This window comes from Nocardiopsis sp. NRRL B-16309 (assembly GCF_001279585.1).
In the GTDB taxonomy this organism is placed as follows: domain Bacteria; phylum Actinomycetota; class Actinomycetes; order Streptosporangiales; family Streptosporangiaceae; genus Nocardiopsis.
In genome coordinates this window covers 1-572 of sequence record NZ_LGEC01000144.1, presented here as the reverse complement: position 1 = coordinate 572, position 572 = coordinate 1, and the positions used below count along the sequence as shown (strand labels likewise).

General features: G+C 73.8%; 1 protein-coding gene. It reads right to left on the bottom strand.

Features of this window, described 5'->3' with window-relative positions:
- A partial coding sequence (locus ADL05_RS28405; protein WP_197285971.1) for a sensor histidine kinase occupies positions 1–572 on the bottom strand: 572 nt, incomplete at both ends.

Sequence of the window (572 nt, the reverse complement as noted above, 5' to 3'; positions counted from 1 at the left end):
GTGCAGGTGGGTGAGGTCGGGGGGTGGTGTGCGGTCGGTGGGGGTGTCTTCGCGCAGGATGCCCAGGGCGTGGTCGAGGTCGGCGGTGGCGGTGCGGGCCTGGTCGGCGATGTGGGTGAGGGCTTGGCGGGCGAAGTCGGGGTCGGTGTCGAGGAGGCGGGCGGCGGTGGCGGCTTGGAGGGTGACCACGGACAGGGCGTGGCCGAGGGAGTCGTGGAGTTCGCGGGCCAGGCGTCCGCGTTCGGCGAGGGTGTGGGCGTGGGCTTGGGCGGCGGCCAGGCGTTCGGTGGGTGTGGGGCCCAGGAGGCGGGGTGCGGTGCGGGCGAGGAGGTGGCCGGTGAGGGCGATGGTGTAGAGCAGGGCGGCTACGAGTGCGAGGGCCAGGAGGGGGCCGATGAGGCGTTGGGTGGGGGTGAGGTCGTCGTGGCCCATGAGGGTGAGGGGGCCTTGGGAGGCGGAGTAGGGCTGGGGTGTCAGGGGTGCGGTGGCGAGCAGGGCGGCTTCGGTGAGGGCGACCATGGTGGCCAGGCTGGCGGCCATGCCGATGAGCAGGTGCAGGCACAGCCACAGGG